Annotated in this window: 17 protein-coding genes and 3 pseudogenes; 16 read left to right on the top strand and 4 right to left on the bottom strand. The window is 32.7% G+C overall.

Going from position 1 to position 20288, the window contains the following annotated elements; translation table 11 throughout:
* The first annotated feature begins 79 nt into the window (after positions 1-79).
* From AAGD44_RS04585 to AAGD44_RS04525, 13 genes and pseudogenes are all read left to right on the top strand, one after another.
* Positions 80-1474 carry a Ppx/GppA family phosphatase gene (locus tag AAGD44_RS04585; protein ID WP_341763586.1) on the top strand — a complete coding sequence of 465 codons (1395 nt, stop codon included), beginning with the start codon at positions 80-82 and terminating at the stop codon, positions 1472-1474.
* A 151-nt stretch (positions 1475-1625) separates the two neighbouring features.
* Entirely contained in the window at positions 1626-2030 is a 405-nt protein-coding gene (gene yajC, locus AAGD44_RS04580; RefSeq protein ID WP_341763585.1) for a preprotein translocase subunit YajC, read from the top strand.
* The gene (gene secD, locus AAGD44_RS04575) at positions 2027-3577 is read left to right on the top strand and encodes a protein translocase subunit SecD (protein ID WP_341763584.1); all 1551 of its coding nucleotides are present in this window, start codon (positions 2027-2029) and stop codon (positions 3575-3577) included. Before yajC ends, secD begins: the two co-directional genes overlap by 4 nt.
* A gap of 48 nt (positions 3578-3625) precedes the next feature.
* A complete protein-coding gene (locus AAGD44_RS04570; protein ID WP_341763583.1) occupies positions 3626-5125 on the top strand; it encodes a hypothetical protein in 1500 nt (499 codons plus the stop codon).
* Between the two features lie 219 nt (positions 5126-5344).
* Positions 5345-6124: a 3'(2'),5'-bisphosphate nucleotidase CysQ gene (locus tag AAGD44_RS04565; RefSeq protein WP_341763582.1), complete on the top strand. Its 780-nt coding sequence runs from the start codon at positions 5345-5347 to the stop codon at positions 6122-6124.
* A gap of 51 nt (positions 6125-6175) precedes the next feature.
* Positions 6176-6703 (top strand): peptide deformylase, encoded by a 528-nt coding sequence (def, locus tag AAGD44_RS04560; protein WP_341763581.1) that lies wholly within the window; start codon positions 6176-6178, stop codon positions 6701-6703.
* A pseudogene (fmt, locus tag AAGD44_RS04555) lies at positions 6700-7616 on the top strand (methionyl-tRNA formyltransferase). Before def ends, fmt begins: the two are co-directional and overlap by 4 nt.
* A 339-nt stretch (positions 7617-7955) precedes the next feature.
* A pseudogene (gene mltG / locus AAGD44_RS04550) lies at positions 7956-8948 on the top strand (endolytic transglycosylase MltG).
* Between the two features lie 176 nt (positions 8949-9124).
* Complete coding sequence (locus AAGD44_RS04545) at positions 9125-10060, top strand: hypothetical protein (RefSeq protein WP_341763580.1); 936 nt, start codon at positions 9125-9127, stop codon at positions 10058-10060.
* A gap of 160 nt (positions 10061-10220) precedes the next feature.
* Entirely contained in the window at positions 10221-10430 is a 210-nt protein-coding gene (locus AAGD44_RS04540; protein WP_341763579.1) for a transposase DNA-binding-containing protein, read from the top strand.
* A gap of 50 nt (positions 10431-10480) precedes the next feature.
* Positions 10481-10774: a hypothetical protein gene (locus AAGD44_RS04535; protein WP_341763459.1), complete on the top strand. Its 294-nt coding sequence runs from the start codon at positions 10481-10483 to the stop codon at positions 10772-10774.
* A gap of 11 nt (positions 10775-10785) precedes the next feature.
* On the top strand, positions 10786-11679 hold the full coding sequence (locus AAGD44_RS04530; RefSeq protein WP_341763476.1) for an IS3 family transposase: 894 nt from the start codon (positions 10786-10788) through the stop codon (positions 11677-11679).
* A gap of 58 nt (positions 11680-11737) precedes the next feature.
* A complete protein-coding gene (locus AAGD44_RS04525) occupies positions 11738-12208 on the top strand; it encodes a DDE-type integrase/transposase/recombinase (RefSeq protein WP_341763578.1) in 471 nt (156 codons plus the stop codon).
* 32 nt (positions 12209-12240) lie between these two features.
* Here the strand turns inward: AAGD44_RS04525 and AAGD44_RS04520 are convergent, their stop codons facing one another.
* The 4 genes and pseudogenes from AAGD44_RS04520 to AAGD44_RS04505 form a co-directional block, all read right to left on the bottom strand.
* Positions 12241-14061 carry an AAA family ATPase gene (locus tag AAGD44_RS04520; RefSeq protein ID WP_341763577.1) on the bottom strand — a complete coding sequence of 607 codons (1821 nt, stop codon included), beginning with the start codon at positions 14059-14061 and terminating at the stop codon, positions 12241-12243.
* 394 nt (positions 14062-14455) lie between these two features.
* Positions 14456-14995, bottom strand: coding sequence for a ProQ/FinO family protein (locus AAGD44_RS04515; protein WP_341763576.1), 540 nt, complete (start codon positions 14993-14995; stop codon positions 14456-14458).
* A 10-nt stretch (positions 14996-15005) separates the two neighbouring features.
* Positions 15006-15972: pseudogene (locus AAGD44_RS04510) on the bottom strand (Rpn family recombination-promoting nuclease/putative transposase).
* Positions 15973-16459: 487 nt separating this feature from the next.
* On the bottom strand, positions 16460-16759 hold the full coding sequence (locus AAGD44_RS04505) for a hypothetical protein (RefSeq protein WP_341763575.1): 300 nt from the start codon (positions 16757-16759) through the stop codon (positions 16460-16462).
* An 864-nt stretch (positions 16760-17623) separates the two neighbouring features.
* Between AAGD44_RS04505 and AAGD44_RS04500 the strand changes: the two genes are divergently transcribed.
* The 3 genes from AAGD44_RS04500 to AAGD44_RS04490 all read left to right on the top strand — a co-directional run bounded on the left by AAGD44_RS04500 (position 17624) and on the right by AAGD44_RS04490 (position 20196).
* Positions 17624-18178: a hypothetical protein gene (locus tag AAGD44_RS04500; RefSeq protein ID WP_341763574.1), complete on the top strand. Its 555-nt coding sequence runs from the start codon at positions 17624-17626 to the stop codon at positions 18176-18178.
* 21 nt (positions 18179-18199) lie between these two features.
* Complete coding sequence (gene mobP1, locus AAGD44_RS04495) at positions 18200-19369, top strand: MobP1 family relaxase (protein ID WP_341763573.1); 1170 nt, start codon at positions 18200-18202, stop codon at positions 19367-19369.
* A 269-nt stretch (positions 19370-19638) separates the two neighbouring features.
* Complete coding sequence (locus tag AAGD44_RS04490; protein ID WP_341763572.1) at positions 19639-20196, top strand: recombinase family protein; 558 nt, start codon at positions 19639-19641, stop codon at positions 20194-20196.
* Positions 20197-20288: the final 92 nt, after the last annotated feature.

Here is a 20288-nt window from a genome sequence, read left to right as displayed (position 1 = left end):
ATTGATTTATGCAGGAAGTCTAATAAGTAACCTCTAAGGGGTATATTCGAGGGATCATTCGAGTATAAAACAAAATTTTATGCGCTCCGCCACTATTGATATTGGTTACAATGCTATAAGAGCTGTAGTTTATGAATGCGATGAGCTTGGAGCGCCAGAAATTTTTAATGATAAATTTAAAAGCGATATCATTAATTTGCTTAATCTTAGCAACTTAGACATAAAACATCAATCATATCTTGTACTACAATACTTAACCCATATTTTTAATAGATTAGCGGTAACCGATATCAAGTGCGTTGCTACTGCAGTTTTAAGAGACCATCCCAAAGCGGAGGAATTCCAAAAAATTATTAAAAGAAAATTTAATATTGATATTGAGATTATCTCGGGTAACCAAGAAGCTTATCTTACGGCGTTAGGATTAATTTCAGGTGTGAGTGAAGCTAATGGCCTAGCTGCTGACCTTGGTGGGGGCAGCTTAGAGCTGGCAATCATCCAAGACAGAAAAATAGGTATTCTTAAATCACTTCCTCTTGGCACCAGCTTAATTACTCAAAATCATTTAAATGATATTAATTTAATTAGCCAAATTATAAAAAAAGAATTTGAGGGGTTGTACTTTCCTAATTTGTATTTGATAGGAGGAGCGTTAAGATTAATTGGACGCTCGTATATGAAGTTCATACGTTATCCTCTTAAAAGCTTGCATAATCTGGAGATAAATTACGAGGATTTTAAATTATATCTAGATAACTTATCTACTAATGGTAATAAGGATAAACTTTACTACGAGCCAAGAATACACCCTAATGCGGTTATAGTTGCTAAAGCTATGTTAAATATTTTTTTTCCTAAAAAAATAATAATTTCAAATTATGGGCTAAAAGAAGGAGTTAGATTTTATCACCTTCCTCTTGAAGAACAACAAAAAAATATTATTTATGAAAGAATTAAAACTTTGGTAAATTTTGATGAAAATGGCTGTAAAGTTCAAGATTACATCGATATTATTAAACCTATCCTAATTAAGCCTGATTTCATTACTATTGATATTATTACTTTAGTAATAATGTTGGCAGGGCATAATAAAAATATTGATAAAACCTTACGATCTAACTTTATTGTTGAGTTCATCTTAGCTTCAGATATTCCTTTCAGTCATCGTCAAAGGTTAATGCTTAGCATTGCCCTTACTCTTACCTATACTTCAAAAAATGATACTTATATTAATAGGTTAGCAAAAAGAATGATCTGTAAATACGATTATTGTAATAGTTACATAATAGGTAATTTTGTTCGTATTGCTAGGGAAGTAGATGGTCCAGGATTTTATTCTCCCTCGTTTTTGCTCAAATTACAAGATAATAAATATATTGAAATTTCTACAGTTGAAATTTTACCTCGCCCAGTATTTACTAAGGTTTGTGAGCACCTTAAAAATATAGGTCTATTAAGAAAAAATATTTATTGAAATGGAGTAATAACCAACTTATACTGCAAAGCTAAATTCTAGTGTAAAATTTCCTTCACAGGACCTAATACTACAAATAGATGTTAATCAATACGAAAAAACAATTCTTCCAAGCAAAAGAATAGATATAAGTACAATATAGGAGAGTTATATGTTTTTAGCCAGGGCTTATGCCGATAATGGTATAATATCACTACAAGAAGAACAAACCACACCACAAGTAGCCGAAACCTCCCCATATTCTGCCTTGTCAAGTATGGTACCTATGGTATTAATTTTTATAGTATTTTATTTTTTCTTAATCAGACCACAAGAAAAGCGAAAGCGTGAAAAAGCCTCCTTAATTTCAACTATAAAGAAGGGAGAAGAAGTAATAACCAATAGCGGGATCTTTGGGGTAGTGAATAAGGTTAATGACGCTAATGATACCGTAGAGTTAGAAATAGCTGAAAATGTTCAGGTAAAAATTCTGAAATCTGCGATCCTAGATATTACTAGCCGTAATAATAAACAAGAGGTTATTAGAAATAAAAAAGTAAAGGATAATAAACGGTGAAAAACATTCATAAATGGAAAATATTTCTTTCTATTATGTTTACAATAATAGCTTTTATTTACGCTTTACCTAACTTTACTACTATCAACTCAAAATTATTACCAAACCATAAAGTAAATTTGGGTCTTGATTTAAAAGGTGGAGCTCATCTATTATTAGATGTAGATTTTGATATTTTTCTAAATGAAGTAATGGAAAATTTGAGTGATCAACTGCGCAAAAGTTTGCGAGAAGAAAAAATAGGGTACAAAAATCTTACCCTAAAAGGTCAGGCTATCCAATTTGTATTACGAGATCAAGAAAACTTAAACACGGTAATAAAAATCATTAATAGCCTAGACTATGAAATTATCATCCAAGAGAATAATGGTAATATAGAACTTACTTATCCTGACTCAAAACTGAAAGAATTACGTGATAAAGTCATTGCCCAATCAATTGAGATAATAAGAATGAGAGTTGACCCTACCGGTACTAAAGAACCAAGTATTCAAAGGCAAGGAGATAATCACATATTATTACAAGTGCCAGGTGAAGAAAACCCGCAGCACCTTAAGAATATTCTGGGTAAAACTGGAAAATTAACATTTCATTTAGTGGATGAAACTGTCAATCCAACTCAAATAAGCAAGGCCTTCATTCCTACAGGCACAATTTTAGTAAAGGGAGAGAATAATAAAGAAGAATATTATCTTGCGATCAAGAAAAAAGCTGTTATTACTGGCAATCAATTAACTAATGCTTACGCTTCTTTTAATCAAAATTCTCAAGCCGTGGTAGCTTTTTCTTTCCACAATATAGGTAGTAAATTATTTGCAGAAATCACTAAAAATAACGCTGGTAAAAGACTAGCTATTGTGCTTGATAATAAATTATTAAGCGCCCCCGTAATTAATGAGCCAATTCTTGGAGGAAACGGGATAATCTCAGGAAATTTCACTGTTGAATCAGCTAATGAATTAGCATTACTACTGCGAGCAGGATGCTTACCTACCTCATTAAAGATAATAGAGGAAAGAACTATTGGGCCAAATCTTGGGGTAGATTCTATAGCAGCAGGGATGAAAGCCGGAATAATTGGTTTTGCTAGTGTAGTAATATTTATGGTATGGTCATATGGGATTTTAGGTGTTTTTGCTAATATAGCCCTAATATTAGCTTTACTTTACATGGTAGCGTTATTATCCCTTTTTCAAGCCACTTTAACTTTACCAGGTATTGCAGGTATAATATTAACAATTGGTATGGCAGTGGATGCTAATGTACTTATATACGAACGAATAAGAGAAGAAGTAGTTAAAGGTACTTCTAATTTATTTGCCATCAATATAGGTTTTAAGTCGGCTTTTTCAACAATTCTGGATTCTAATATCACTACTTTAATAGCAGCTCTTCTGTTGTACATATTTGGTAGCGGAGCTATAAAAGGTTTTGCAGTTACTTTAACTATCGGGATAATTTCTTCTATGTTCTCTGCAATAATCATTACTAAATTATTAGTGGATATTTGGGTGAGGTATAGGAATCCCAAAGCTTTGGGCTTATGAACTCAATTAATTTGAAGTTTAATATTATTAATTAAAAGATGCTATTTTATGACTAGACCTATTACTAAAGCATTCTTAACTATCTCTCTTATCGGAATCCCTCTAGGGTTTACCTTCGGGGTGTATAAACATTCAGTCACACCATCTAAATTTGAATTAGCAGCTCAAGAATTATCATTAAATAAAAGCCAGCAAGAAGCTTTATTAAAAATTTTCCATTTAGCGGGCTATTTTAAGCCAACTAAACTATGGAATGATTTATTATTGTTTTATAAAACAGATAATCCTGAAGAAATATTTCATTCTATTATGCACAGCTTAAAGAATGCTACTCCCCAACAAGGGGATATAAGCCAATTAAATCTTAAATTATTACGGAAAAACTTATTTAAAGATAATACTAAAATAGAAGTAGAAGATGTGAAAGCCTGGATGTTATATGTCGCACAAAATGCTTTTAATCGTAAAGCAGGGCAAGAACGTAATGAGCTGACGCAAGAAGATTGGATGGATAAATATAAAGAACAATATATTAAAGCGGCTAAAGAATTAGGCCTTATTGATGAAATCTTCCCTAACGCCCAAGAATATGACGAAGCATGGATTGCAGGTGCCTCACGAATAGGCTTATTAGCACGTATATTTTATTATAATAAATTATACGAGCAGATGAAAATAAAAGGAGACACTATAGTTCTAGCAGGAGAAAGGCCATTATGGGCTAATCTTGATGGGATTGATCCTAAAGTATACCAGCAGCTATTAAATGCTTATAATAAAAAGCTTGATATTAATAATTTAGACATTGCGTTAGCAATAGGCGAAAATAATGACCGCACTAAAGAAGGCAAGGAATATATAAGCTCATTAGCTGATAACAATAATATTAAACTGGACCAAGATAAACCATTTATTGAATATCAACAGCTTCAAGAATGTCCAAAAGGGCTTTTTCCTGGAAGGGTTTATCCCAATTATGCAAATTCTCAAAGCAAAAAGCTGACTGAAAGCTTAATGAGCATTGATTTAATCAATAATTTTCTTAACAGTAAAGCTACTATAATAGATACTTTATCTATAAATAATCAACGACCTAACACTATAAGTACTGCCCGTGATGCTGCAAAGCTTTTTATTGAAAAAATTCTTAAGGGAGAATTTGGCGAGCAAAAAGATTTTGGTATTTTATTGATAAGTAATCAACCTTATATTAAACGGCAAGAATTAGGTATAGCTACCACAGTAAATGCCGTATTAGAGGAGCATCACATAAAAGGGTATAACCTTAAGGTGGTGGGGGTAGGTTTTAGCAATAAACAAGATATCCCTACTATACATTCTGAAATGGCCGCTTACATCGCAGAGCTATATAAACAGCAGAGTAACTTAGTCACGGCGCCTAATAAATATGATAGTGAGAAACTATCATTTCAAACGCGTATTCCATATCCAGAAATAGAGCATATACCACCTGAAATCAAAGAAATGAGTATAATAGGCCAAATTACAGTGAATATACAAAATAAGTTCGATTTTTATACTGATTAACTGCCAGCCAATAGGTTCTGTGAAGGTTTCTATGTAATGAGTAGATTTATAGGTATTTTGCTCACAGAATCCCAGCGTACTAAATGTATGTGAGGATTCGAGAACGACAATAACGACGAAATCGACCATTACCTAAAAACCTTTACAGAACCAGAAATAATAAGTGCTAGAATAAAATATGTCCTCAACTTTGTAGCCTACAGGAGTATATAATAATCAATGGAGAAATTAGTTGAATCTTTAAAAAATTTAATTATTGAAGCTGGGGAAATTGCCTTGCTTAAAAGGGAACTAGGGCTAAGGGTTTCTTATAAGGAGGATAACTCTCCGGTAACAAATGGGGATATAGAAGTTAGTGAGTTTATATATAAAAATTTAGTAAGGCTAACTCCCGATATAGCAATAATTTGCGAGGAGCGAGAGATAATTACCTTAACTGAAAATAGTTTTTGGTTAATTGACCCAATTGATGGCACTAAAAGCTATATAAAAGGAGATGATATATATACTATAAACATTGGGCTGATAGAAAATGGCACACCTACAATTGGCTTAATTTATCAACCATCAATGCATAGACTATATTATACCGATCATAATAATTCTTTAAGGATTGAACAAAACGGTATAGAAGAAAAACTTGATACTTTACCGAAAAATTATTGTAACGCAGTATTAAGTTCTCATTCGTCCAATATAGATACCAAGAATTTTCTTGCGAAACATCTTATTACAGAAGTAGTAAGTATTCCTAGCTCGATTAAGTTATGTTTAGTAGCTGCAGGAGAATGTGATATTTATCCTAAATTTGGCCCAACTATGGAGTGGGATATTGCTGCTGGACATGCTCTAATTAGAGCAAATGGCGGTAATATTGTAGATTTAGATGGTAAGGAACTAACTTATAAAAAAGACGATTACAAAAACCCTTCTTTCTATGCCTATAGTCGTCATTGGATAAATCACCCGAATCGGAGCGTAAATTACCAGCAGGAATAGGGTTGCGAAAGAGGTTTATTATTATAATCAAGTTGATGATGTAGGAAAGTTATGGCTGTATTACCTATTGTTACTGCTCCCGATCCAAGGTTGAAACACAAATCCATTTTAGTAGGAGAAGTAACGGATAATATAAGAAAATTAATGGATGATATGCTAGAGACTATGTATCATGATCGAGGGGTAGGGCTAGCTGCGGTACAAGTTGGTGTCCATAAATGTGTCTTAACAATTGACTTACAGGATAATGATGATCTGATCAGAGAACTGGGCTTTTATCCATTATTTATTGCAGATCCAGAAATAATTGCTAAGTCAAAAGAATTAGTTGTAGCTGCTGAAGGGTGTCTCTCTTTACCAGGCCAACTGGTGGAGGTGGCTAGAGCGGAGTCGATCAGTATCCAGTACTTAGATTATAATAATAATAGGCAAGTATTAAATGCTAGTGGTTGGCTAGCTAGAGTGATACAGCATGAAATGGAGCATTTGGATGGTAGGTTATTAGTTGATTATTTAAGTGTACTAAAAAAAGATGTAGCCTTACGTAAATTAAAAAAACTTAAAAATAATATTGTGTGAAAGTAATCTTTATGGGTACCCCAGAATTTGCGGTACCTACCCTACAACAATTAATCGAGGCCCCCCAGCATAAAGTGGTTGCGGTATTTACTCAACCGCCTAAATCCCAAGGAAGAGGATTAAAAGAGGCAGCCTCTCCTGTGCATAAGATAGCATTACAATATGATATTCCAGTTTACAACCCTGTCACCTTAAGAAGTAAGGAAGTAGTAGAGTTAATTACCTCAATTGAGGCTGAAGTAATCATAGTAGTAGCTTATGGCTTTTTAATTCCCAAAGTAATCCTTGAATCCAAGAAATATGGATGCCTTAATATCCATCCCTCAAGCTTACCAAGGCATCGAGGGGCAGCCCCACTACAACATACTATTATAGCCGGCGATCAGACTACAGCAGTTTGTATAATACAGATGGATGAAGGTTTTGATACAGGCGATATTATATTACAGCATTCTTTTATGTTACCTACTCGTGTAACCTTGCCGCTTTTACAAGCTAAATGTGCAACAATAGGAGCGCATTTATTACTAAATGTTCTAGATAATGTTGCTGCTTTACCGAGAATAGTTCAAAGCACAGAAAACGTTACTTATGCGCCTAAACTTAAGAAAGAAGAAGGAAAAATTGATTGGTGCGATAGTGCCTATAAGATAGATTGTAAAATTCGCGGGATGAATCCCTGGCCTGGAGTGTATTTTGAATATAATGGTAAAATCATAAAAATTTTGGAGGCGGAGTACGATAACATAGAAAGTCAGGCGGTGCCTGGTACGGTATTAAATGATAAGTTGTTTGTGGCGTGTGGTGAAGGGATATTGAAAATCACTAAATTACAACAGCAAGGAAGAAAAATATTATATGTTGATGAGTTTCTGCGGGAGAGAATATCTTGCCTGGTACTATACTATACTAGACTTCCTGCATAAGCCGAAAATAGTTAAGGGATTTTTAGAAAAAACGAAGCTGAGCCGAGCTGCGCACATAGACGATTGTTACAGAGCGGAAGCAAGTTTTGACGACAAAATCACCAACTAGATCTGCTTATGCAGGAGGTCTAATGAAAAAACAACTCTTGAAAGGCGAAGAGTATATACTAAGCAAACACTTCCCACAAGCCACATATGCTCAGTTCCCAGGGCCCTTGTTATCTTCCCTAGCGTCTTCTTTGAAATTGGCCTTTACTACCCCTTCATTTATGAACAGTATAGTTATAGAATCACTCATAATTTTCATTTATATTTCAGGTATTAAATTGTTTAAAAAGATATTAAGGATAAAATTTGCTTTGATAATTACCATATTAGTTTTATTAATCAGCGGAATTAATTTTACTATACTTTATTTATTTGTGCCAGGAGGGTTAAAAGAAGATAAAACTGTGATAATCAAATCTAAGCTCTCAGTTGAGCAAATTACCAGTATATTACAGGAAAATAAAATTATAAAATATCCTACTTTATTTACTCTACTTGCCAAGCTATATTCTGTAAAACACGTATTAAAAAGCGGAGAATATACTTTTACTCAAAATATTTCTCCTATCCAGACATTAAGAATATTAGCGAGTGGGAAATCAGTAATTCACAAGTTAATTATACCTGAAGGAATAATCGTAAGTGAGATAATAAAAAAAATTAACGCTGAAGGACGTTTAAATAGGCGAGATTTCAGGAGTGATACCTGAAGGATTTTTAATGCCTTCTACCTATTATTACTCCTATGGGGATCAAAAAGAACAAATTATTAACAAAATGCGCAGATTCATGTCTTTAACAATCGATAAAGCGATTCAGCAATTATCCCCTGATTCTCCCTTAAAAACACGACTTGATGTATTGATTTTAGCCTCAATTGTAGAAAAGGAAACCAGTTTAGACTCAGAAAAGCCTTTAGTAGCTGCGGTATTTTTAAATCGCCTCAAGAAACAAATGAAATTACAAGCAGACCCAACTACTATTTACGCGCTAACTCTGGGGCAAGGGAAGCTGGGCAGGCCACTGACTAAGAGAGACTTAACTTTACCTTCCCCGTACAATACATATTATGTTTTAATTTACCTCCAGGGGCTATTTCTTGCCCAGGAGCAAAATCAATTGACTCTGTTGTCAACCCCGCTAACGTAGATTTTTTATATTTCGTGGTGAATAGTGAGGGGGGGCATAACTTTTCTAGCAATATTAGCCAGCACAATAAACATGTGGAAAGTTATCGGAGTAATTTAAATAGTCGCAAGAATAAGCCCTAGCCTACTCTTTTGTTCCACAGAATTCTTTAATACAAAATAGTATATCTAATGAACTGTTAAAATAGAATTTTACAGATAAAAATAAACTTAAAGTTGCTTAATTAACAAAATACTGCTATATTAAAAATAGAGAATATTCAAAATTTTATTCAACACCGATCATATTCGAGGGCAAAATGTCAAAACAACATGATGATATGGTAAGGGAATACCCTTTTGCTAGCAGAGCTAAAGTGAGTATTAAAAATTATATTGCCAGCAATAAGCATAGCTTAAAAGTTAATTTCATAATAATGAAGCCTCTTATTACTAGAACATGGGAGATGGTTACTAATTTAACCTTTAGCGTTCCATCAATAGAAATTAATGATGTAGAAAAACTCTTTACTATTTTACAGGAAACAAATATCAGCAAATTAAATTTTTTTGTTCACTTGATACATCTGCATTCTTCTGGCGGCTTTTGGTATGACTTATTTCATAAAGATCAATATCTTATTGATAATTTTTTTAAACAAAATTCTGATGCATTTAAACAATTAGTTAATAATGAAAAAATAACTGATTTTGTCTACACTAAATGGGAATATCTAGCCCCTGACGTAACCCTAACAGATTTGGAAAAAGATTTTCTAAAAAAAGTCTTACCGCAGGAGGTAGAGAATATATTGTGCCACAAAAGAGTAAAAGCTGTGGTGATGCAGGAACCCCCGGAGGAAATAGAATATTATACTGACCTAGTAACATATTTTATTAAAAAAATTTCTACTCAAAGCCGTCAGCAACAAGAAAATTTTTTGAAAAATGGCGATGAGTTCGTCACTCATAACAATCTTATTACTTTCTCAGGGTATAATAAAGATAACTTACAAGAAAAGAAATTAGTTAAAGAAATACGGAAACAAAATCCTGCGATTGGCGATACACAAGCTAAAAATTTTGTAAAATTAATTACGGATGCGAATATATTATCCAATAATGCTGATAGAACAAAATGTTCCCCACAGCAACAGGAAGCAGCGGAAACAACTGCAGCTTATGATACCCCACAGCGTCACGATTTTATGAATCTATTAGGCGCGATAGAAATAGCAGAAGAGGCTAGTAACTAGTATACTCGCTGAACTTCAAGAATTGGGTCGTCGTGCCCTAAAAATCGAGGCTGCTCACGTACTTAGTTGTCATATCTTTACCCACAAGTAAGGAGAAGATTGCAAAGAGGTAAAGAATCTGCTAACAAGAGGTTCATAATAAGTAGAGAGGTTTAACCAAATGGAGCGGTGGGTAGAAGAGGGATTAGATTCTATTGATTTAGGAGATGCGAGGTTAAATGAGCGTTCTAAGGAGATACTGGGAGCATTTTTTGGTAAGCATAGTGCTAGCATTAATAGTAGTTTTAAGGGCTGGCCGGAAGTAAAGGCCGCTTACAGATTTTTTGATAATGACAATGTTCGTAATGCGCCCCGAAAACTAGAGCAGTGATAGAGAGACTATTTTATGTTAAAATAAATATAAAATAGGAGCAGTCGAAAATGAGTAAGCCAAAAAGTTACAGTAAAGAATTTAAGTTTAAAGTATCGCTAGAGATGATCCGAGGAGATTTGAGTATTGCTGAAATAATCTCAAAATATCAAGTTCCAAGGTCGGTAATGACAAGGTGGAAGAAACAATTTTTGGAAAATGGTGCTGATATTTTTAAGTTTAGCTATGAAAACGGTAATTCCTCTAGTTCTACAAGCGAAATAGAGAAACTGCATGCAACTATTGGCAAATTGAAGGTAGAAAACGATTTTTTGCAGCTCGTATCTGCCAAGTTGAAACTATAAAGAGGAAAGTGATGGTAGATAAGGATTATAAAGATTTAAGTGTTCGTCGGCAAAGTCAGCTATTGAATCTGAACCGCTCCAGCCTATATTACAAGGATTCGGAGAAGGATCAAGATAATTATTTAAGTAATAGAATAGTTGAGATCTATAGTAATTATCCGATATATGGTTACCGGCGAATAACGGCGATACTTAGGAGAGAAGTGGTAATTGTTAACAGCAAAAAAGTCAGGAGGTTGATGAAACTAATGAATTTGCAAGCAATTTACCCTTCGATTAATACAAGTAAAAGAAACCTAAAAGAAGCTATTTATCCATATTTGCTATCAGGGTTAGAGGTTATAAAGCCAAATCAGGTATGGCAGGTGGATATCACTTATTTAAGGGTACAAAGTGGTTTTATGTATTTGGTTGCATTAATCGATGTTTATACTAGATTAGTAGTAGGATATCGTTTATCAAATAGTTTAAATACAGAGAGCTGTTTGCTAGCGTTAGAAGATGCTATAGCTAAATATGGGAAGCCGTCGATAATTAATAGTGATCAAGGTAGCCAGTTTACCAGCGAGGATTGGATTAATGAATTGAGGAGATGCGTCATAAGCATCAGCATGACGGGCAAAGGCAGGTGTAACGATAATGCCCATATTGAGCGTTTATGGCGATCGTTTAAGTATGAGGGGTCGTATTTATACCGGTGTACTTCAGTTTTAGAGTTGAAAAATAATATCCCGAAATGGTTGAATTGGTATAACAATCAAAGGCCCCATCAGGCTTTGGAGTACAAAACGCCGTTTGAGATATATAGTGGATTTATGGATAAGTCTTGCGACTTACCCACAATTCCACTATTACCACAACAGCTACAAAATTATAAAAATAATATTTTTGTAGATAGTTTATGAAAATAATAGTCTCTCTATTTAAAGCTTTTTTGGTCTAAACATAGGGGCGCAGTTCAAGATGAATATTAAGATTAAAGGTGAAGTATTTATATTATGGAGAGCTGTTGATTCTGAAGGACATGAATTAGAAGTATTATTACAGAAGCGTCGCAACAAGAAATCAGCTATTCGCTTTTTATCAAGATTATTGGGCAATTATCTGGCTCCAAGAGTAATTGTTACTGATAAGCTCAGGAGTTACATTAAACCTGTTAAGCTTATGTGTCCTAAGACTAAACATCGAACTCATAAGAGATTAAATAATCGCGTTGAGAATGCCCATCAGCCAACTCGACGGAAAGAAAAAATATCGATTAAATTTAAGCATCCTAATTCAGCACAATGTACATTATCACTGATGGGAAAAGTCAGAAATATATTTGCCGTAAATGTTGGAAGATATACTAAAACAGCGCCTGAGCAAAGAATTGCATTTGCATCCGCTAAATCCATTTGGGATGAAGCTACTCAAAGACTTCTTACTGCCTAAAATCTAACAATATAGCTCTTTTTGACACTCATTTACTTAACTTGACGATGCCTATCGTTGAGCTGATAGTCTATAGCTAGTTGTTTACCACAGAATGCTAAAGAGAGTTTGATGATATTTTTAACATGCTTATATTCTTTGATTTTAGCATCATATTGTTGGTTATTGATTTGCTCTAAACCTGCCTTAGCTATATGGGCTAAGTCTTCTTCTTTTTTTGCTATCTTATATTCTATAATAATTGCATTGTTGCCTTTATTAGGTAATGATACCAATAGATGATCACATCTACCATAACCTGATTCTTTATTTGACTCAATCATATATCTAGAAGCAAGAGGGGATATAATACCACCAATTAGATTGTGGTAATCTTTTTCACTGATTAGATCATGATAACTAGTTGAATTTAAGAAATATTGCTGAAGTTTGATTTTAAAATTCTCTATTTTACCTTCTACTAACAAATTGATAAAACTATTATAATCACTAGCATCAATGCTAAGCTTTCTAGCAACCCACTTTATGACCCTTGCAATATAAATATGTCTTATCTCTTTATTAGGAATGGTCAAATGATATACCGGTGTTTCTTCATCATTATTTGCAAGTATTGGATTTAAATAACCAGCAAACACTAATAAACTATAAAATATAGTTTTATTATCTTCTATTTCCTCTAAAGCAACTTGTTTATATAGTTCTTTAATAAGTCCCTTACCCTCTAATAGTTTCTGTAAATCTTGTTGTATTTCATCTGACAATAATACTTTATCAATAAGTCCTGTTCCCCCACTATCAAGCCAATAGTGATCCAGCTGTCCTTCACTTGCTAGGCATAGCATTATAGACCAAGGATTATAGATAATTTCTCCACCAAAGTTATAACCATTATACCAATCTTTGATTTTTTCTGGATCAGCTTTAGTAGGTACTTTAGTTAGTAATTCATCTACTTCTTCCTGAGTAAAGCCATAAAATTTAGAGAATCCTTCATCGAGTAAGGTATACTCACGAACATTATTCAAATCTGAAAATAAATTAGCTTTAGCAACTCTAAGTATGCCGGTTATTACTCCTTTCTCTAAGTAAGAATTACTTTTTAAGCTACTGCCGAACATTCCACGAAATAATTCTAATACTTGCTCAAACTCTTTGGATCCACCACCAAATTTTAAATAAGCACTATTAATGGGAGTATCATATTCATCAATGAGAATATATACTTTCTGATTAAAATGTTTGAATAGTAACTCACTTAAAAAACGCAAGCTATTTTTTAAATCATTGATATTTATTTTTCCAGTAAAATACCTCTCTAACTGTTTTTTTTGAGCATCATTTAAGAGTTTTATCTCATGTGCTGTATAGCGCTCTAAATAACGATGATTTGTAAATAGCATTATGATCTGTTGAACTATTCCATTTTCAATTTCTTGATAGCTAGTACCTTTAACATCTTTTAGATTCAATAAAATGACAGGGAATTGGCCTTGATACTCGGATATAATGTTTTGATATTCAGCTATTTTAAGTTTTTGTAGTAACTTTTTCCTACCAGTTGCTAGTCCTAGATCTATTTCTCCACCAATGAAGAGCTTATGATTTACTTTTTGTTCTTTTGGTAAGGAAGTACCATTATGATCAGTTTCTATTTCAAAGAACTTTTGGAGCATATTCATATTTAAGCTTTTACCCCAATGTCTTGGTCTGGTAATAAGAATAACATCTCCACTATCTTCTAGTAACTCTTTGATCATCAGACTTTTATCGACAAATACATCACTATTTAAGAGTAAAGTCTTAAAGTCATCAGTACCAGTTCTCATTTTAGGGAATTGATTATCTTGCATAGCTTTAATATTGATTATAATAATATTTCCATTTGTAAATTATACACTTAAAAGAAGCTTTAAGCAAATTACTAAAAATATATTAATCAAGTTTGGATTTAACAAATAATTCTTTATGGAAAATCTAATTGTTTAATATGGCATTGTTATTGTGTATTGTTTTTTGCTTTTGTTTTGCTACGTGTCGTTTGACAATCTGATTTAACTCTTCACGTCTTATTTTATAATTACTGGTAATATAGTTAGTCGTTTTTATATCTGTATTTTGTTTTTTTATGTCAGTGGTGTTGTATAAACGGTTGTATTGCATGTTTTAGTTCCTAATAGTTATTATAAAATATAGATAAAACGAGTATTCTTCTTTTTATAAGAATCTTTGTAAAATATGAGATAATTAAGATTTATTAGGTTTAAAGAATTTGTTAGATTTTGGAGGTACTTCTTGTTTAGTAACTAAAGTAGCAGGTGATCCATCAAGGTTAAAGCGTTGTTTACCTTCAACGAGAAGTTTTTTGTATCTTTTATCAGAGCAATATCTTTTAAAGAATCTACGGATTTGTTGGTTGGAGAAATGATCTTTTTCTGTGTTTATATTGGCTTTAACTTCTTGGTAAATACCTATAGCAAGAGGTTTAGCTGGAATAGAGAAACATAGAGGATATTTTGTTTGTAGTAATTTTAAAATTTGTTTCGATTCTGCTTTCCATTTAGCAAGTTTAGCTTTTAAAGTTTCTTGTTGTTCAGGGGTGAAAGTTGGTGCTTTCGGATGTTTTGTATTTTGAGAATTAGGTTTAACAGCTTTAATATGCTTTGAATTATTGTTTTGTTGAGGCAGTGCATTTTTATCTATGATTACTACTTGTTTTTGTGGTAGTACCGGTAGAACAGAATGTACAGGCATTTTAAGCTTTAATGTGGATTTAACAGTTTGCATAATATTTTGACTAGCTGTTTTTTAGTTTATTTATTTCATCAATAGTAAGTCCAGTCGCAACAGATATAGTATTAATATTTATATTTTGTGCTAATAAGTTTTGCGCTACTAATGTTATAGCTTCATATTTACCCTCAGCTTTACCGAGCTGCATACCTTTTTCTATTCCTTGTTGTTCCCAGTGGTGAGCAAGACTAGTCATAAGTTTTTCTCCAAGTTCAGTATTTAAGCGGCTTTTGAGCATTTTCTCAAGTTCTATTTTATCAGATTTTTCTATTTTAATCAATGTATAGGATAGGATAAGTTCTAGATAATCAATGCCGATATTCATTTGTGCAATTTGAGGCAATAAATCAGCTATTTCATACCATCTTTTTAGTAAGTCTCTCTCATGAATATGCTTCATGAAGAATTGCAAAACTCCAGCCCAAGTTTTTTTCTTGAGTTCTTCGTCTGGAAGGTCATGAACATTAATAAACTGATAATCATTAGTCCATATATCTTGAACTAACTGTTTGTTTTTAAATAGATCCCAGAAGTTTCTCGGAGAATTGTACTTTTTGATACCATTGTAAAATACGAGTGGATAGACAAAAGGCAAGTGTTTAGCATTGGGGTTTAGAGTAAGATGTCGTTGTACAATATCTATCATGTATTTAAAGAGCCTGAAAGCCATGAAGTGATCAGGAGTACTTTGATGCTCTAAAAGAATCCATAAATAGGCAAGTATCATCATTAAATTTTGCGGAGAATAGAATATCAGATATGGAGTGTTTAAGATCTGCTTCAACAAAGCTTTCTTTTTCCATTTTAAGAGTATGAGGTGAGAATAAAGCTTTGATTTCTGTTGGCAGATGCATGTCAAAGAACTCTTTAGCAACAATAGGATTTTCGAAAGCTTTGCGAATGAGTGCGTCATGTCTTGGTCTTTCATGAGATTCATTGGAGAATGTATTATCGTCTTTGATAGTAGTCATATTTTAAGTATCAATAGATTGAAAGTTGTATTCATTGTGCATAGTCATAGTATTTCTAATGACCTTCATGATTCTATAAAATGGCATATGTTCTTGTATCAAGCTAACTATATATTGAGCAGCACATGAGAGTATCCAGAATCCAACGAAGACGGGTGTAGCATAGTTAGTAGGAGAGGTGAAATGCCTATCTAGATGGAAGTAATTAATGATATAACAAAGTCCTAGAAAGAAGAAAAGAAAAACATTCATGCTATTTAAAATACTCAGAGAGAAACAAAAGGAATAATGCAAAGTTGTTGCTATGGTGAGTCTAATAGTGAAGAAGATGCGAGAGATAGCTTTGCCAACCAATTTCAGTATTGATTTAAAGATATTATAGCATTTTGCTTCTGCAATATTTCTCTTAAATGCAACACGTTCTTTCCCATTTGGAAAATGAATAACATTACTCATGATATACCTCTTGCATTAATATAACATTATCTTAATAATTGTTTTTTTTCTTAGGTGATCTAGTTTTATTAGCAATAGTTAAAAACTTCTTAATAATAGGATGATCTTTATTATTTTTATTTGTAATAAACTTTAGAAATCCTATTAGTAGTTTGTCGTCAATGTCTACTGCAGAAAATCTATTAAAGATATCAAATAGCTCTTCTTTTCTTTTAGTAAGAAGGGAGGTTAATTGTACATTTAACTCTGCTTCAATCTTTTGAATACGTTGTTGTTTAGCTTTTGCTAAGTTAGCAATCTTAGTACTAGTTGCGAGTGGTTTTGTAGCCATATTAAATAGTTTTGTATTATTAATATATATAGTATATCAAAATTAAAAAACAACTCTAGCAAAAAGAGTAATACACGTTAATTATTTATAATAAAAGCATCAAATAAGTTATACTGTTTTTACAGATATTGTGGGGGAGTTTGAGGGGGGGGATCAATCCCCCTCATATACTAAACTTTAGAATGTCAAAATTATGGGTAATAGGCAAGGTTTATACGCACATAAAAACCACATGGTTTGCCCTGTGGAGCGTTTACTGAGAAGTTTTTAAAATTCTAAAACAAGAAATGCATAATGATATTAAGTATAATATGTATACTATAATTATCGTTATAAAATAATTTAGGAAAATAGATATAATCTAAAGAAACTCTCTAGAAGATATTAGATAATTATAGAAATAATATTATAGCTATATCACTACATAGCAGTAATTGTATCAAATCTTTTCAAGAGATTCCAATATAAATTAATAATGTTTAGTACGAAGGATTTGAAAAACATTTAAAGGGCATCTTATAAACTATAATCATGAATGAGAGTTTGCGGCAGCAAGGAAATAGTTTTTCTCAGAAGATACGCAATACCCGTACGGGGTTTTTTAGGTCTGTGTGCTACATTCCACTTTTCCAGTGACTTAAAGACCAAAACTTATTGCATTTGAGACAGCATTAGAGTATATTAAAAAACAAGCAAAGAAGAGAGAGTAGCAGGATACGACAAATATCCTAAAAGTGCCGGCACTTTTAGGATATATAGTCCAATTTTTTTCATGGAATGATAAAAAAGAAACCGCCTGCAGCAAGCTCTCATAAAGAATTATAATAGTAAAAAACTAAATAACATGGCATAAGAAAATAGTGTATGAGCGAGAAGAGAAGAAAAAGACAACGAATAGAAATGCAGGTAAATAGGGAAATATACGAGTTAATTAAACATGCTGCACAACAAGGAAATAAATCAGTAAATAGGTATATTATAGATTTAGTAACAGAGAAATTATCTACAAAATTACAAGAGGAACATGAAATTAAAGAAGAATATGGTAACCACAGTAAAGAGAAAAAAGTAGTAGAATACAGAATAAGATTTACAGAATCAGAGGGAGATAGAATAAAGCAGTATGCACAAGAGAACAGCTGGAGCGTGCCAAAAGAAATACGTTATAGAGTGATTGGTACAATGCAAGATACAGGCAAAATAAGTCCAGAAGAATTAGTGCTACTTAGAGGTATAAAAGTATCAATCAATGCGGTTGGAAATAATATTAACCGTATTATTAGAGAAGATAGAGTAATGGATCAAATAGGCGTTGAAGCATGCACAATATTATCGAATAATATTGTAAAAGTAAGAAGTTTAATAATGCAAATTTACGAGAAAAGTAAAGCAAGATTTTCATTAAAAAAAGTGAAATAAGATACTTAATAGGTTAATAGTATGGGAGTATATGTAGAGGAAGAATGGCGATATAAAAGGAGAGATAGTATCGTCCAAAAAAAATCATTTAAATCTAGAAAATCTGCTTTTGTACATAAGATAAATCAGAAAAGGAAAGGTAACACAAGCAGTGGAAAAAAGGGTAGTAGAGAGGTAATAATAAAATTCACAGAAGGGGCTAAATCACGAGCTGGGATTAGAGAGGCTATAAAATATATTAGCGGTAAGTATGCACTAGAATTATACGATTCAGATGGTATTTATCATAGGAGTAAGGAGGATATAGAGGATACTATATTGCGTATGCAATTGAACGCTGATTTACCAGAAGAATATGGCATTGAACTTACAAAGAGTTTAGTATTTTCGCCTCCTAGGATTGCAGGTATTTCACAAGAATATGCAATAGAGTCGGTAGGTAAAACATTAACATCTATGTATCCAAACAACTATTTTGTATTAGCATATCATAAGAATACAAAGAACGATCATGTACATGTTGTGATGAATATGGATTCCAATGATGGAAAGCGGTTACAAATTAAGGGCAGAGATTTTAAAGAAATGCGTATTAAATTTGCCGAGAATTTAATAGTTTACGGGTATGATGTTAAGGCAACTATTAAGCCGCGCGAGATAAGCCAAGAATGGAAGGAGCTAACATCTAAAACCAATAGAAACGAATATGAAGTAGTAGAATTTGGAAGCAGCAGCTACCAGCTTGATAAAACAAAGGATAGAAATAACTATCTTGTCTATAAGACGCATAACGGTAAAGAAGTTACCGTATGGGGCAAAGAGATAATTGAAGAGATCAAGAAAAATGATGTAAGAGTAGGTGATAAGATAAAATTAAAGAAGGTAGGCGCGAGGGATATTAAAGTACCTGTATATTCTAAAGATGGTGGTGAGATTGTTTCCTGGAAAAATGCAAAGCGGAATATTTGGGAAATTAAGAATTTAAGCCATGACATAGCGATAAGGCCAGAAACTGACGAAAATAAGTTTGATGCAATTAGGCTAGATGGCACGGAAAGACAACAAATGCATATGAAATCACGCGAAGAGTTTAATCACGAGAAAAATATGTTGATTAATTGGGAATATAAGCAAAGATTTGAAGAAGAACAAAAGTTAAGCATTAAACAGAAACACACATTTAAATTTTAAATACATTTATACATTTTAAATGTTCTAGAATAATTTTTGCTTTTTCTGTAGCAATGACATATTAAAATAGGAGAAATTTTAATCACTGTATTGTGTCAAAAACGGCCGTTTATGTCTAGATAATTAAAAATATATTTTTCATGACTTGAACTCGAGTACTAATGTATCATAAAATATAGTCAATATCAAAATATACCAATAGTTTTATTTAGTTGAGTTATGATACACTTTTATGCTAAATAGTCCATTATTAAACAAATGGGTTAAAAATGTTAATAGGTTATGCTCGTGTTTCAACAGTAGATCAAAATTTAGATTTACAGCTTGATGCTTTAAAAAAGGTAGGTTGTGAAAAATTATTTGAGGATAAGATTACTGGCTCAACATTAAATCGTCCTGGTTTAAGCAAAGCATTAGGAGATCTTAGAAGAGGTGACACACTTGTAGTTTGGAAACTGGATAGATTAGGCAGATCCCTCCGTAATCTTATTGAACTAATCAATGAGTTACAGGAAAAAGATATTATGTTCCGTAGTATCCAAGATGGCATTGATACATCAAACTCAATTGGACAATTTTTTTTTCATATTACAGGAGCATTTGGAGAATTAGAACGAAACCTTATTAAAGAGAGAACAAAAGCAGGACTTGATGCCGCTAGAACCAGAGGCAGAACAGGCGGAAGGAAAGCATCTTTAAACAATAAGCAAATTCAAATGATGTTAGAAATTTATAATGCTCGATCAGCACCAATTATTGAAATATGTGAGCAATTCAAAATTAGTAGAAAAACTTTTTATCGTTACATCGAAAACTCAAAATCTTAGGTGTTAGAAATCCTTAATGTACCTTCTAGCGGGGATGGGCAATTAACCCCAAAACCCCAATGCAGACTTTTAAAGATTCTCTCTATATTGCA

Source organism: Candidatus Tisiphia endosymbiont of Beris chalybata (genome assembly GCF_964026555.1).
Lineage (GTDB): Bacteria > Pseudomonadota > Alphaproteobacteria > Rickettsiales > Rickettsiaceae > Tisiphia.
The sequence above is the reverse complement of the archived record's forward strand: the minus strand, read 5'-3'. Positions and strand labels throughout refer to the sequence as shown.